This window comes from Pseudoduganella sp. LjRoot289 (genome assembly GCF_964252925.1).
Taxonomy (GTDB): Bacteria; Pseudomonadota; Gammaproteobacteria; order Burkholderiales; family Burkholderiaceae_D; genus Rugamonas.
In genome coordinates, this window is sequence record NZ_CAXUPN020000001.1 from 2,151,186 (window position 1) to 2,164,351 (window position 13,166).

General features: G+C 64.7%; 12 protein-coding genes. 1 reads left to right on the forward strand and 11 read right to left on the reverse strand.

Going from position 1 to position 13,166, the window contains the following annotated elements; genetic code table 11:
• Positions 1-137: 137 nt before the first annotated feature.
• The 11 genes from ACSQ8Y_RS09145 to queE form a co-directional block, all read right to left on the reverse strand.
• Positions 138-3,185 (reverse strand): EAL domain-containing protein, encoded by a 3,048-nt coding sequence (locus tag ACSQ8Y_RS09145; RefSeq protein WP_436266134.1) that lies wholly within the window; start codon positions 3,183-3,185, stop codon positions 138-140.
• Between the two features lie 121 nt (positions 3,186-3,306).
• Positions 3,307-4,185 carry a carboxylating nicotinate-nucleotide diphosphorylase gene (nadC, locus tag ACSQ8Y_RS09150; RefSeq protein WP_436266135.1) on the reverse strand — a complete coding sequence of 293 codons (879 nt, stop codon included), beginning with the start codon at positions 4,183-4,185 and terminating at the stop codon, positions 3,307-3,309.
• Entirely contained in the window at positions 4,182-5,318 is a 1,137-nt protein-coding gene (gene nadA, locus ACSQ8Y_RS09155) for a quinolinate synthase NadA (protein ID WP_436266136.1), read from the reverse strand. The genes nadC and nadA overlap by 4 nt, the downstream gene beginning before the upstream one ends.
• 115 nt (positions 5,319-5,433) lie before the next feature.
• Positions 5,434-7,035, reverse strand: a complete 1,602-nt coding sequence (locus tag ACSQ8Y_RS09160) for an ABC-F family ATPase (RefSeq protein ID WP_436266137.1) — start codon at positions 7,033-7,035, stop codon at positions 5,434-5,436.
• A gap of 88 nt (positions 7,036-7,123) precedes the next feature.
• On the reverse strand, positions 7,124-7,747 hold the full coding sequence (locus ACSQ8Y_RS09165) for a hypothetical protein (protein ID WP_436266138.1): 624 nt from the start codon (positions 7,745-7,747) through the stop codon (positions 7,124-7,126).
• A 68-nt stretch (positions 7,748-7,815) separates the two neighbouring features.
• On the reverse strand, positions 7,816-8,742 hold the full coding sequence (gene ldcA, locus ACSQ8Y_RS09170; RefSeq protein WP_436266139.1) for a muramoyltetrapeptide carboxypeptidase: 927 nt from the start codon (positions 8,740-8,742) through the stop codon (positions 7,816-7,818).
• A gap of 33 nt (positions 8,743-8,775) precedes the next feature.
• Positions 8,776-9,687 carry an alpha/beta fold hydrolase gene (locus ACSQ8Y_RS09175; RefSeq protein WP_436266140.1) on the reverse strand — a complete coding sequence of 304 codons (912 nt, stop codon included), beginning with the start codon at positions 9,685-9,687 and terminating at the stop codon, positions 8,776-8,778.
• Between the two features lie 2 nt (positions 9,688-9,689).
• Complete coding sequence (locus ACSQ8Y_RS09180; protein WP_436266141.1) at positions 9,690-10,502, reverse strand: esterase/lipase family protein; 813 nt, start codon at positions 10,500-10,502, stop codon at positions 9,690-9,692.
• 93 nt (positions 10,503-10,595) lie between these two features.
• On the reverse strand, positions 10,596-11,129 hold the full coding sequence (gene tadA / locus ACSQ8Y_RS09185) for a tRNA adenosine(34) deaminase TadA (protein WP_436266142.1): 534 nt from the start codon (positions 11,127-11,129) through the stop codon (positions 10,596-10,598).
• Positions 11,122-11,568 carry a 6-carboxytetrahydropterin synthase QueD gene (queD, locus tag ACSQ8Y_RS09190; RefSeq protein ID WP_436266143.1) on the reverse strand — a complete coding sequence of 149 codons (447 nt, stop codon included), beginning with the start codon at positions 11,566-11,568 and terminating at the stop codon, positions 11,122-11,124. The genes tadA and queD overlap by 8 nt, the downstream gene beginning before the upstream one ends.
• A gap of 6 nt (positions 11,569-11,574) precedes the next feature.
• The gene (gene queE / locus ACSQ8Y_RS09195; RefSeq protein WP_436266144.1) at positions 11,575-12,210 is read right to left on the reverse strand and encodes a 7-carboxy-7-deazaguanine synthase; all 636 of its coding nucleotides are present in this window, start codon (positions 12,208-12,210) and stop codon (positions 11,575-11,577) included.
• Positions 12,211-12,381: 171 nt separating this feature from the next.
• Between queE and ACSQ8Y_RS09200 the strand changes: the two genes are divergently transcribed.
• Complete coding sequence (locus ACSQ8Y_RS09200; protein WP_436266145.1) at positions 12,382-13,158, forward strand: sensor histidine kinase; 777 nt, start codon at positions 12,382-12,384, stop codon at positions 13,156-13,158.
• Positions 13,159-13,166: the final 8 nt, after the last annotated feature.

Genomic DNA, 13,166 nt, shown 5'->3' on the forward strand with positions numbered 1-13,166 from the left:
TGCAGCGCTCGAGCGGCAAGAGGGCATGGAGGATGTGTCTCGGGATATCATACGGCGTCTCCTGTTTCTGTTATGTCAGGCGGACAAGCATGTTGGCTACAGGGACATATTACGCCGATTTTTTCCGATAGGAAAGACTATGCGGAGAGCAGCTGCTGGTGGCGGAAGGCTTGCTGTATGCAAGTGCGCAGCTGGGCGTCGTCCCAGGGTTTGGTGAAGAAGCGGTAGACTGCGCCCCGGTTGATGGCGTCGATCACCGACTCGAGGTCGGTGTAGCCGGACAGGATGATGCGGATGGTGTCCGGGTACAGTTCCTTGACCCGGCTCAGGAACTCGACCCCGGTCATCTCGGGCATGCGCTGGTCGGACACCACCACTTGCACCGGATTGAGCGCCAGCAGCTTGAGCGCGTCGGCGGCGCTGGTGGCCGCCAGGATCTTGTAGCCGTCGGGCCGCAGGGTACGGTTCAGCGCGCGCACGATGTTGAGCTCGTCGTCCAGCAGCAGCAGCGTGGGCTGCACTTCGTCGGCCTCGGCCAGCCGCAGCTTCTTGCCTTCCGTGATCAATTGGGCATAGGCGTCCGGCGCCACCGCTTTGCTGAACAGGAAGCCCTGCATCGTGTCGCATTGCCGCCGCCTCAGGTACGCCACCTGCTCCTCGGTCTCCACGCCTTCGGCCACGACCGCTATCCGCAAATGGTGCGCCAGGCCGATCACCGCGTTGCAGATGGCCGCGTCGTCCGGCGACGTGGTGATGTCGCGCACGAAGGACTGGTCTATTTTCAGGTGGTCGATCGGGAAGCGCTTCAGATAGCTCAACGAGGAGTAGCCGGTGCCGAAGTCGTCCAGCGCGATGCCGACCCCGAGTTCCTTCAGCTCGGCCAGCGTGCGGCTGGCCGCCTCGACGTCATGCATGACCGCACTCTCGGTGATCTCGAGCGACAGGGAGCGCGGCGGCAGACCGTTGCTTTCTAGCGCGCGCCGCACGGTGCCCACCAGGTCCTTCTGCCGGAACTGGCGCGCCGACAAATTGACAGCCACCGCGGGCGTCTGCACGCCCGCCGCACGCCAGGCCTTGAGCTGGGAGCAGACGCTCTCGATGGCCCACGCGCCTATCGGCAGCACCAGCCCGGTCTCTTCGGCCAGCCGGATGAATTCGGCCGGCGCCACCATGCCCCGGGTCGGGTGGCGCCAGCGCATCAAAGCCTCGGCGCCGGTGATGACGCCGTTTTGCAGGCTGCATTGCGGCTGATAGTGCATCGCCAGTTCGCCGCGTTCGAGCGCGCGGCTCAATTCCGATTCCATCATGAAGCGCGACGCCATCTTCGCATTGAGCTCGGGCGCGTAGTAGCGGTAAGTGCTGCCGCCCTGCCGCTTGGCTTCCTGCATGGCGAGGCCGGCGTTGCGCAGCAGGTCGGCAGTTTGCACAGCGTCGTCGGGATAGACGCTGACGCCGATCGAGGCGAGCGGCCGCACGGGCGGTGCGCCCGCCGGCAGCAGGCCGGCGGCCAAAGGCTCGGCCAGGCGCGCACCGATGCGCGCCGCCACTTTGCCGGCATCGCTGGCAGCCGCCAGTCCGGGCAGCAGCACCACGAATTCGTCCGCGCCCAGCCGCGCCAGCACCGCGCCCTCGCCCGCCGCCTGCGTCAGCCGCTGCGCGGCTTGCACCAGCACCTGGTCGCCGACGGCGCGGCCCAGGCTGTCGTTGACGTCCTGGAATCGGTCCAGGTCGATGTGCAGTGCGGCCACCACCTTGCGCGCGGCGCGCGCCTCTTCGGCCAGCGGCGCCAGTTGCGCCTGCAGCGTCTCGAGCTTGGCCAGGCCGGTCAGGCTGTCGTAGTTGACGTGGTGGGCCAGTTGCTCCTCGGCGCGTTGGCGCTGTCCGGACTGGCGGCGGCTGACGATGCCGAACGCCAGATCGTCGGCCAGGTCCTGCAGCAGCTTGAGTTCCTCGTCCACGAAAGGGCGCGGCCGCTCCGAATAGATGCCCAGCACGCCGAATGGCGCATCGCGGCCCTCCTCGCGCAGTGGCAAGGCGATGGCCGACGCCAGGCCGTGCGGCGGCGTCGTGCCGCGCCAGCAGGTAAATACCAGGTCCGTGGCCAATTGGGTGGTCGACACCACCCGGTTCTGGTGGATGGCGGTGCCGAAGCCGCCCTGTTTGTGCACATCGCCGCCCCAGGTCAGCTGCAGTTCTTCAATGTAGGCGGCGTCGGTGCCGGCGTGCGCCGCGACGTCGATGCCGCGCTCCTCGTCGTCGCGCGCGTAGCCGACCCAGGCCACGCGGTAACCGCCCAGTTCGACCAGGTGGCCGCACAGCGCCGCCACCATGTCGCGCTCGCCAGCCGCCTTCACCAGTGACTCGCTGCAGGCCGAGCGCAACTGCCACGCGCGTTCGAGGCGCTCCAGCCTCTCGGTCTGCTCGGCGTCGCGTTCGGCGGCGGTGCTGGTTTCGTCGGCGATGCGGTTCATCGAGCGCACCAGGATGTCGAATTCGCTGGCGCTGTCGGCGTCCGCGTCCATGTAGCGCGCGCGCGCGGCGGCGCGCGCGTGGCTGCTGCCATGGCTGAAATTGCCCGCCGCGATCTCGCCGGCGAAGGCGATGCAGTCGCGCAGCGTGCCGTCGATGCTGCGCGTGATGCTCAGCGCGACGGCCAGGCCGCCGGCCGCGGCCAGCGCGGGCAGCAAGATCACGGCGCCCAGCGCGGCCCAGCCCAGCATGGTGTTGCGAGACTGGACGCCGGCCGCTGCCGACGCGGCCTTGGTTCTCAGCTCGTCGAGCAAGGGAAACAAGGTGGCCGGGAGCGTGGCCGGCTCGCCGGCGGGCCGCGTAACTTCAAGTTCGTACGATTGCAGCGTGACGGCCTGCGCGGCGTGGCGCACTTCGGCGTCGGCGCTCAGCGTGGCGATATCGCGCATGGCGGCGCGCAAGGCCGTCAGCGCGGCGCGGCGCGTGGCGGGCGCCTCAATGCGCGCCAGCGTGGCGCTGCTCTCGATCGCTAGCTGCACCGCGCGCTGCTCTTGCGCGGCGAATGCTTGCCAAGCGCCGGCCGCCAGCAGTTGCGCGACCGCCGCCAGCAGCACGGCCGATAGCATGGGGATAGCTAGAAAAGAAAGAACCGTGCGCAGCCTGCCGCGCAAGCTCTGCCTGGCAAGGCGGGAATGGAAGTCAGCGAGCAATGCCATGCAGGGCGCCTGCGAGTAAAACGATATACTGTTCAGGACAAAGCATGCGGTACCTCCCGTGGTTGGCCGGAATAGTGTACCGCTTTTCCCGGGGACGGGATATGCCTTAGGAAATAATGCTTTAGGAAATAATACGCAGCGAATAGTCCGTGGCGCGCACGTCCTTCGTCAGGCCGCCGATCGAGATGCGGTCGACGCCGGTTTCGGCGATGCCGCGCACCGTGTCGAGGTTGACGCCGCCCGATCCTTCCAGCAGCGCGCGGCCGGCGTTCAGCTGCACGGCGGCGCGCATCATGCCGAGGTCGAAATTGTCGAGCAGGACCGAGGTGGCGCCGGCCGACAGCGCCTCTTCCAGCTCGGCCATGTTTTCCACCTCGACCTGGATCGTCACATTGGCGCTGCTGTTTGCCGTGACGCGCTTGGCCGCCACCAGCGCGGCGGTGATGCCGCCGGCCGCCGCGATATGGTTTTCCTTGATCAGGATGCCGTCGTACAAAGCCATACGCTGGTTGGCGCCGCCGCCCACGCGCACCGCATATTTCTGCGCCAGGCGCAGGCCGGGCAGCGTTTTACGGGTGTCGAGGATCTTGGCCTTGGTGCCCTCGACAACCTGCACGTAGCGCCGGGTGGCCGTGGCCACGCCGGACAGCAGTTGCAGGAAATTGAGCGCCGCGCGTTCGCCGGTCAGCAGCGCGCGCGACGGGCCTTCCAGCGTGCAAACGGCGCTGTCGGCCGTCATCAGGTCGCCTTCGGCATAGTGCCAGGTGACGCCGATGCTGCCGTCGACCGCGGCCATCACGCCTTCGAACCACGGCGCGCCGCACAGCACGGCCTCTTCGCGGACGACGACACGGGCGGTGGAGCGGCCCTCGGCGGGAACCAGCTGGCCGGTCAGGTCGCCGGTGCCGACATCTTCCAGCAGCGCTGCCAGCAGGTTGGCTTCGAACGCGGCCTTCAGCGGCGCGTCGAACGGAGCATATCGGTTGCGTAAAGTGCTCATGCCGGTCCTATCCCCGAGAACAATTTTGCCTCGGCGCCCAGGTCGGCGCTCGGCGCGACCTTGGCCTTCCTGGCGGCCGCGAAGTCCAGCATGCGGTTGATCGACTTGACGGCTTGCTGGCCGATGACCGGATCGACGTGGATCTCGTTGCTCATATTCTCAAGCACATCGGCCAGGTTCTGCAGGCCGTTCATGGCCATCCACGGGCAGTGCGCGCAGCTCTTGCAGGTGGCGCTGTTGCCGGCGGTCGGCGCTTCGATGAAGGTCTTGCCAGGCGCGGCCTGGCGCATCTTGTGCAGGATGCCGTTGTCGGTGGCGACGATGAAAGTGTCGGCGTCCATGTTGACGGCGGCGGCGATCATCTGCGACGTGGAGCCGACCACGTCGGCCTGCGCCACAACGTTGGCAGGCGACTCCGGGTGCACCAGCACCTTGGCGTCCGGGTACTCGGCCTTCAGCAGGTCCAGTTCCACGCCCTTGAACTCGTCGTGCACCAGGCAGGAACCCTGCCACAGCAGCATGTCGGCGCCGGTTTCCTTCTGGATGTAGGAACCCAGGTGCTTGTCCGGCGCCCACAGGATTTTCTTGCCCTGCTCGTGCAGGTGCTTGACGATGTCCAGGCCGATCGACGAGGTCACCATCCAGTCGGCGCGCGCCTTGACGGCGGCGCTGGTGTTGGCGTAGACCACCACGGTGCGGTCCGGATGCTGGTCGCAGAAGGCGGCGAATTCCTCGATCGGGCAGCCCAGGTCCAGCGAGCAGGTCGCGTCCAGGTCTGGCATCAGGATGGTTTTTTCGGGACTGAGGATCTTGGCCGTCTCGCCCATGAAGCGCACCCCCGCCACCACCAGGGTCTTGGCGGCGTGGTCGCGGCCGAAGCGGGCCATCTCCAGCGAATCGGACACGCAGCCGCCGGTTTCCTCGGCCAGGTCCTGCAGGTCGGCGTCGACGTAGTAATGCGCGACCAGCACCGCTTCTTTTTCCTTCAGCAGGCGCTTGATGCGCTCCTTCAGGGCGGCACGCTCGTCGGCGCTGGGAGTGGCTGGAGTACGCGCCCAGGCGTGCGCGACGCAGCTGGTGCCTTGTTGCGGGTGTTCGTACTCGACTGGCTTGATGGCTAGGGTCTGTTGCATGGTGCGTTTGGTATAGAAGACGGAATGGCGACGAAGGAAGATGACACTATCGCACATCGGATAAAATTCTGCCCGGCGCCGCTACTGTTCGCGGGGCCGGGCAGAAGCTGAGCAATTAGTTGATGCCCTGGCTTTCCAGGTACTCTTCGTAATTGCCGCGGAAGTCGACGATCTCGTTTTCCTTGATCTCGAGGATGCGGTTGGCCAGCGAGGAGACGAATTCACGGTCGTGCGACACGAAGATCAGGGTGCCGGCGTATTTGTCCAGCGCGATGTTCAGCGACTCGATCGATTCCATGTCCATGTGGTTGGTCGGCTCGTCGAGCAGCAGCACATTGTGGCGGCCCAGCATCAGCTTGCCGTACATCATGCGGCCCTTCTCACCACCGGACAGCACGCGCACCGACTTCTTCACCTCGTCGCCGCCGAACAGCAAGCGGCCCAGGCTGGAGCGCACGGCCTGGTCGTCGTCGCCTTCCTTGGTCCAGCGGCCCATCCAGTCGGTCAGCGTCAGGTCGGTCGCGAATTCCTCGGTCGGGTCCTGCGGCATATAGCCCACGTTGGCGTTCTCCGCCCACTTGATGCGGCCGCTGTCGGCGTGCAGGCCGGCGATGTCGTCGCCGCCGATGCAGCGCAGCAGCGTGGTCTTGCCGGCGCCGTTGGCGCCGATGATGGCGATGCGTTCGCCCGCTTCAACCATGATGCTGAAGTTCTTGAACAGCTGGCGGTCGTAGGCCTTGGAAATGTTTTCCGCTTCCACCGCGAGGCGGTGCAGCTTCTTCTCGCCTTCGAAACGCACGAAGGGGTAGGCGCGCGAGGACGGCTTCATGTCCTCGACCTTGATCTTGTCGATCATCTTGGCGCGCGAGGTGGCCTGGCGGGCCTTGGATTTGTTGGCCGAGAAGCGGCGCACGAAGTCCTGCAGCTCGGCCACTTTCTCTTTCGCCTTGGCGTTGTTCGACAGCAGCTGGTTGCGGGCCTGGGTCGAGGCCAGCATGTACTCGTCGTAATTGCCCGGGTAGATCTTCAGCGTGCCGTAATCCATGTCGGCCACGTGGGTGCACACCTGGTTCAGGAAGTGGCGATCGTGGGAAATGATGATCATGGTGGAGTTGCGCTCGTTCAGCACGTCTTCCAGCCAGCGGATGGTGTTGATGTCCAGGTTGTTGGTCGGTTCGTCGAGCAACAGGATGTCCGGATTGGAGAACAGCGCCTGCGCCAACAGCACGCGCAGCTTCCAGCCCGGCGAGACATTGCTCATCGGTCCCTGGTGCAGCGAGATGTCGACGCCGGCGCCCAGCAGCAGCTCGCCCGCGCGCGATTCGGCGGTGTAGCCGTCGTATTCGGAGACTTTGCCTTCCAGTTCGGCCGCGTGCATGTAGTCGTCGTCGGTCGCTTCCGGGTTGGCGTAGATGGCGTCGCGCTTCTGCATCGCGTCCCACATCTCGGTGTGGCCCATCATGACCACATCCAGCACGCGCATCTCTTCAAAAGCGAACTGGTCCTGGCGCAGCTTACCCAGGCGCTCGTTCGTGTCCAGCGCAACGTTGCCGCCCGACGGCTCCAGGTCGCCGCCCAGGATCTTCATGAAGGTCGACTTGCCGCAGCCATTGGCGCCGATCAGGCCGTAGCGGTTACCGTCGCCGAACTTGACGGAAATGTTTTCGAACAGCGGCTTGGCGCCGAACTGCATGGTAATGTTTGCGGTGGATAACACGTCTGAAGGCCCTTAAAGCGGTAAATTCACAACCCGACATTGTACCACCACTCCATGGGCGTAGAGTTGGCCGGCGCATAGGGGATGCTCAATGAACGTAGCGAGCGATGTAGTAGACGGCCCCGGTGAGCGTGCTGCAAAGTAGAGTAATGAAGCCAATGATGCGCCAGGTCTGCTTGTTGAATTCCTGATACATCTCCGTCCGCAGGCTATGCGTATTGTCATTTGCCTTGACGATTTTTTCATTCAGCGTGACGGTCAGCGTATCGATCTTGTCGTTGAGCGTGCCGGCCACTGCAACAATCTTGTCGTTGAGCGTGCCGGCCACTGTATCAATCTTGTCGTTGAGCGTGCCGGCCGCCGTATCAATCTTGCCGTTGAGCGTGCCGGTCGCCGTATCAATCTTGCCGTTGAGCGTGCCGGCCGCCGTATCAATCTTGCCGTTGAGCGTGCCGGTCGCCGTATCAATCTTGCCGTTGAGCCTGCCTGCCACCGCATCAATCTTGTCGTTGAGCGTGACGGCCAGCGCACTGATTTCGCGGGCAAGGTCTTCCTTGGTCACATAATTCGAACGAATGATTTCAACAGTCGTCCTGACCGCCGCCATTTCGTGTTCGAGGTTGGCAATTCGCGAGAGCATAACCCTATCATTGGCACGACGCGGTTGGAAGTCAAGCGGGCCGGACGGTGGGGACTGGTCGTTGGAGTTCATTGTGGCTCCAGGCGGAAAGTGACTAAAACCAGTATCCGCCTGAAGGAGTGCTACGCACTTGCGAAATATCAAAGCGCCAACGTGGGGTAGCCGCTCGCGGTGAGTGTGAAGCCGTCCGCATCCGCTACCAGGTGCCCCTGAGCGCCAAACGGCAAGGTGCAGCGTTCCTTGATATGGCCGAACGGCAGCCCGGTCAGCACAGGGATGGGCAAGCGCCCCCGGATGTAGGCCAGCATGGCGTCGAAATCGTAGCCGTTGTCGAACGCAGCCAGGCGGTAGCCCGAAATATCGCCCAGCACCAGCGCCTTTTGCCTGTGCAGCACGCCCGCGTGCAGCAGTTGCAGCAGCATGCGCTCGATGCGGTACGGGTGTTCGTTGATGTCTTCGACGAACAGGATGCCGCCGTCGATTTGGGCGAAGTACGGCGTACCCAGCAGGTGGACCAGCATCGCCAGGTTGCCGCCCCACAGCGTGCCCTGCACATCGGCTGCGGGATTGCCCGTGGCCGTGCCGCGCACCGTGTGCGTAGGCCCGCGCAGGCAATCCCACATCTGGTCCAGCGTGTAGTCCACCGGTTCGTCGCGGATGAAGTCGTCGCAGATCATCGGGCCGGCGAAGCTGAGGCGGCCCGTGGCCTGCATCAAGCCCATATGAAAAGCGGTGAAATCACTGTAGCCGACGAACAGCTTGCCGCTGTCGGCCATGGCCTGAAAATCGATTTGCGGCAAGATGCGGCTGATGCCGTAGGACCCGCGCAGCGCCATCACGATCTGCACGTCGGGATCCGCGGCGGCAGCGTTCAGCTGCGCCAGCCTGCCCTCGTCGGTGCCGCCGAAGCGCTGGAACTTGCGTTCCGGTTCATAGTAATTGTGGACCACGCTGCCCTGCGCTTCCATGCGGGCGATGCCGCGCGCCAGCGCCGCCTCGTCCAGCGCGTAGCCGCCCGGCGCGGCGATGGCGATACCGACGCCTTTGCCAATTTTAGAAGGACTCAAATCTGTTCAACCCCAGGTAAAGCACCCGGGCGTTCACGCGGCCTGGGAATGCCGCTTCATCTTACCCTGCACCTGCGGTTCGATCAAGGCGAGCAGGCGCGCGTTCAGTTGCGGCGGCAGGTCGTGTCCCATGCCATCGATGATGTGCAGCGCCGCGCCTTCGATTTGCCGCGCCGTGTCGATGCCGCAGGCGACCGGCACGAGCGGGTCGCTGGCGCCGTGGATCACCAGCGCCGGCTTTCGGATCTGCATCAGCAGGGAGCTGCGGTCGCCGCTGGCGGCAATGGCCACAAGCTGCCGCGCCACGCCGGCGGGACAGACGCTGCGGTCCAGCGTGCGGGCGATGCGCGCCCGCAGTTCTTGTTCGGGGATAGGAAAATCAGGGCTGCCGATGACACGGAACGTTTCGACCAAATGCATCATCAGCTGCTCGCGCGTGCCCCCTGCCGGCGCCGGCGTCAGCAAGGTTTTGCGCGCCGCCGGCGTCGGCCCCGGCAAACCGCGCCTGCCGCTGCTGGACATGATGGAGGTCAGGCTCAGCGTGCTCCCCGGGTGGCGGGCCGCGAACATCTGCGCGATCATGCCGCCCATGGATACGCCGATCACGTGCGCCTGCGCGACGTCCAGGTGCTCCAGCAGCCCGTGCGCATCGTCGGCCATGTCGGCCAGCCTGTAGGCGGTCCGCAGCGGCCAGCCGACCAGGTTCTTCAGATAGGACAGCGGCAGGTTGGGCACGCCCGCCTCGTCGAATTTGGTGGACAGCCCGGAGTCGCGGTTGTCGAAGCGGATCACGTGGCAGCCTTGCGCCACCAGTCCGTCGACGAATTCCTGCGGCCACGAAATGAGCTGCATGCCCAGGCCCATGATCAGCAGGACCGGCGGCCCGGCGGGATCTCCGGACGTTTCGTATGCAATGGTAATGCCGTTGGCGAGGGCGGTAGGCATGATCAGTAGAATCCAAAAAGATTTTGGAAGAAAGGCGTACGCTGCGGATCGAGATAGAGAAGCTTCTTGATGCCGGTATGCGCCTCGTGATCGAAACGCCGCCACTCCCCTTCGCCCTGCGCAAGCCTGTCGGCGACCGCGAACAGCGCGGTGGGATTGGCGACCATGCCGACATGGCTGGCATGGACTTCGATATTCTCGGATTGGGCGGTCTCCTCCTCCATGCTGCACTGCCACGCCACCACGCCGTCGGTGCGGCTGAAGATGGAGGTGGTGGGCACCGGCGGACGCTGCTTCAGCAATGCGAAGCGCGCTGCGTCGATTTCCTTTTCGCCCGACACCAGCTGGTACACACGCCACGCATTGGTCGCTTTCGGATGGCCGGTGAACGGCGAGCCCAGGGTGATCACGACGCGCACCTGCTTGGGCAGCATCTTGGCGATTTCGCGCGCATACACGCCGCCCAGGCTCCAGCCCACCAGGCTGACCTTGCGGCCGGTGTCCTTGTGGATTTGCTTGATCCTGGCGATGCACGCTTCCAGCACGCCCGGCTTGGGACCGAAGTTCAGGCCCTGCTCCCACGCGTAGGTGTCGTAGCCGCGGTCGCTGAGGAAGCGCCGTAAGATGATGGTAGTGGCATCGCCGGCGGCGAGTCCGGGAAAGACCATGACCGGATGGCCGTCGCCGCCGGGGGCAAGGTGGGCAAAGGGGTAGGCCGCGAAGGCCGCACCCAGTTCCCACGGTGCGCGCAACTCCAGGGCCAAGCGCACCACGCCGGGCGCGCTTTCTTCTTCCATTTGTTTTGTGGACCGCATTGATTCTCCTGCTCGCCGGTAATGCTTATTGCCGTTTGCACCAGCATAGCACCAACCGTCCCGGGCTGCGAACGCGAACGCGGACAGTGGCGTTTAATCCACAGCGGGGGCGGATGCGCGGCGCGCTTCGGCCGCAGCTGCGCGGCGCGCGGCGAAGAAGCTTTTCAGGATGCCGGCGCAGTCGTCGGCCAGCACGCCGCCCACGGCCTGCGCGTGGTGGTTGAGGCGTTCCTGTTCAAACAGGTTGACGACGGAACCGCAGGCGCCGGTCTTCGGATCCGGTGCACCGTAGACGACGCGCGACAGGCGCGCATGCATCATCGCGCCCGAACACATGACGCACGGCTCCAGCGTTACATACAGTTCGCAGCCGGGCAGACGGTAGTTGCCCAGCACTTCAGCGGCGGCGCGCAGCGCCACGATTTCCGCGTGCGCGGTCGGGTCGTGCCGGCCGATAGGCTGGTTGTAGCCGCGCGCGATGACCACGCCGTCCTTGACCACCACCGCGCCGACCGGCACTTCGCCCTGGTCCCAGGCCCGCTGCGCCTGCTCCAGCGCCTGGCGCATATAGCCTTCATCGGCGTCGGTGGCAGGCAGCGTCAGGCCGGGCAAGGACAAATCAGGCATCGGTGATCTCGGCCCAGCAGTTCGGGGTTTCATGCAGCACCAGCTTGTGCAGGTGCAGACCGGTCCCGTAGCGGTCCTTGAAAGCCGCCTTCAGGATGTCGAAAGCAACGGCGGCCAGGTTCTCCACGGTCGGTATGCGGTCGATCACCACGGTCTTGTGGTTCGGCAGGGAGGCCAGGAATTCTTTCACCGCGCTGTCCTTCTCGTAGACCAGGAAGGCATGGTCCCACACGTCGACCAGGTGTTCCTTGGCGATGGATTTCACGTCCGAAAAGTCCATGATCATGCCGTTGTCGGAATTGCCTTCGGCGGTGATGACATTGCCCGTCAGCGTGATTTCCAGCGTGTAGCGGTGGCCGTGCAAATTGCGGCACTGGCTTTTGTGGTCGGGAATGCGATGGCCTGCATCGAATTCGAGCTTGCGTGTGATGGTCAACATGATTTGTTATGGTATTTGCAGCAGTTTATGGGTTTGCAGGCTCAGCTTCCACTTCGGATTGCGCTTGCAGGTCTCTATCGCCAGCCGGGTGTTGAATTCGGCCAGCGGGCCGTCCATCGGCTGCACGAAGAAGTTGTCAAAGTCCAGCCCTTCGTAGGCGGACAGGTCCTGGTCTTTCTGCGGGATCACGACCTTGATCTCGTTGCCTTTATGGACCACCAGCCTGGAACCCATCTTCGGGCTCACGCAGATCCAGTCAACGCCGTCCGGCACCGGCAGGGTGCCGTTGGTTTCAATCGCGATCTCGAAACCCGCATCGTGCATTGCCGCGATCAGCGCCGGGTCCAGTTGCAGTAGCGGTTCGCCCCCGGTGAAGACCACGTATTTATGATCCGGGTAGTCCGCCGGCCACAGGCCGGCGATCACCTCGGCCAGCGTCCGCGGTGCGGCGAACTTGCCGCCGCGCTCACCATCGGTGCCGACGAAGTCGGTGTCGCAGAACTGGCAGACCGCCGTGGCGCGGTCGCTTTCGCGGCCGGTCCACAGATTGCAGCCGGCGAAACGGCAGAACACGGCCGGACGGCCCGCGTGGGCGCCCTCGCCTTGCAAGGTGTAGAAAATCTCTTTGATGCTGTAAGTCACGATGATTAACCCGATAGTCAACCTTCGATTATAGCCGAAACCGGCCTTTCCATAAAGCGGGCGAGAAATGATCGCTATGGCGCCGGTCCGATTGACAGTTTGATATTTAACAAAGTGGAGTAGTTGCATTCAGGATATGTTCGAATCTATCCAGACAGTCGGAGGCCTACCATGTATGCATTCCATGTTGAAATCCTGTCCAGCTGTTCCCTGCTGCTGGGCGGCGCCGCCCTCGCCTTGCTGTGGCGTTGCCACGGCTTGACGCGGGCGCTGCGCCTGGCGCGTGCGATGCCCGACTCGATACTGCTCGAGGAGCGCCGCCGCATCGCCAGCGACATCCACGACGACCTGGGCCAGAACCTGCTGACGCTGAAAATCGAACTGGGCGCACTGCACACCCTGCCCGGTCTGCCCCACGCAGCCAGGCGCCAGCTGGCTACGCTGCTGGCCCACACCGACGCCAGCGTGCGCTCCATGCGCAGCATCATCAACGGCTTGCGCCCGGTCGGCCTGGAACAGGGCCTGCGCTGCGCGGTGGAGCGCCAGTTGACGGAATTCTCGCGCATCAGCGGCATCCACTACCAGCTCGAATCCTCGCTGTACGGCAGCGACGCTGCCTGCGCGGCCGACACCACCGTGTTCCGCGTGCTGCAGGAATCGCTGTCCAACATCGCGCGCCATGCCGGCGCCACCGAGGTGCGCATCGCGCTGTGCCGCAACGCCCATGAACTGAGCATGACGGTGCGCGACAACGGCGTCGGCCTGCCGGGTGGACCTCTACGCAGCGGTTGCGGCCTGCTGGGCATCGAGCACCGGGTGGCGGCGGCGGGCGGCTGCTTTGTGCTCGCCAGCGCACCCGGGCAAGGTACGGCGCTGACCATCTCCATCCCGACTGCGCCGGTAGCGGCGAACCAGCCGCATTTCGCGCGCAGCAGGACCACGCATTGATCGCACAT

Coding starts and splice junctions, on each gene's coding strand:
- ACSQ8Y_RS09145 (WP_436266134.1), bottom strand. CDS start 3,185: ATGGCATTGCTCGCTGACTTCCATTCCCGCCTTGCCAGGCAGAGCTTG.
- nadC (WP_436266135.1), bottom strand. CDS start 4,185: ATGAGCACTTTACGCAACCGATATGCTCCGTTCGACGCGCCGCTGAAG.
- nadA (WP_436266136.1), bottom strand. CDS start 5,318: ATGCAACAGACCCTAGCCATCAAGCCAGTCGAGTACGAACACCCGCAA.
- ACSQ8Y_RS09165 (WP_436266138.1), bottom strand. CDS start 7,747: ATGAACTCCAACGACCAGTCCCCACCGTCCGGCCCGCTTGACTTCCAA.
- ACSQ8Y_RS09175 (WP_436266140.1), bottom strand. CDS start 9,687: ATGCCTACCGCCCTCGCCAACGGCATTACCATTGCATACGAAACGTCC.
- ACSQ8Y_RS09180 (WP_436266141.1), bottom strand. CDS start 10,502: ATGCGGTCCACAAAACAAATGGAAGAAGAAAGCGCGCCCGGCGTGGTG.
- tadA (WP_436266142.1), bottom strand. CDS start 11,129: ATGCCTGATTTGTCCTTGCCCGGCCTGACGCTGCCTGCCACCGACGCC.
- queD (WP_436266143.1), bottom strand. CDS start 11,568: ATGTTGACCATCACACGCAAGCTCGAATTCGATGCAGGCCATCGCATT.
- ACSQ8Y_RS09200 (WP_436266145.1), top strand. CDS start 12,382: ATGTATGCATTCCATGTTGAAATCCTGTCCAGCTGTTCCCTGCTGCTG.